This is a genomic window from Streptomyces doebereineriae, from assembly GCF_031845645.1.
GTDB classification, from domain to species: domain Bacteria; phylum Actinomycetota; class Actinomycetes; order Streptomycetales; family Streptomycetaceae; genus Streptomyces; species Streptomyces canus.
Window position 1 is genome coordinate 1 of record NZ_JAVREZ010000210.1, and the last position, 468, is coordinate 468.

1 pseudogene is annotated in these 468 nt (G+C 75.4%); it reads left to right on the forward strand.

The features are described from left to right. A pseudogene (locus tag RNB18_RS51505) lies at window positions 1-224 on the forward strand (sugar-binding protein); the annotation flags it as partial. Window positions 225-468 lie beyond the last annotated feature (244 nt).

Below are 468 nucleotides of genomic sequence, written 5' to 3' on the forward strand. Positions count from 1 at the left end.
ACCCGGCGGTGGCCCTCAAGGGCGCGGGGCCGTTCACCACCGAGTACTACGGCGTCGCGGCGAAGAAGGGCGCCGACGATCTGGTGGCCCGGGTCAACAAGGTCCTGGTCGACTACCGCGCGGGCGGGAAGGACAGCGCCTGGATGGTGTCGTACCGCAAGTGGCTGGCGGCCGGACTCCCCGGCATCACGGCGCCACCGACCCCCAAGTACCGCGGCGGCTGAGCCCGGAGGAGCCGGGCGGGACGGCCGGGCCCGGACCGGACGGGCGCGGCGGCCGGGCCCGGACCGAGGGGCACGGTGGATGAACCCCGGAAAGGCCGGGCACGGCGGATGAACCCGGAAACACCGGGCTCGGCAGCCGAGCCAGAAGGAACCGGGTACGGCAGCTGGACCCGGGCCCGACGGGCTCGGCGGCCGGGCCCGGCACACCGGACCGGCGAGCGGACCGGAGCAACCAGGTCACGAC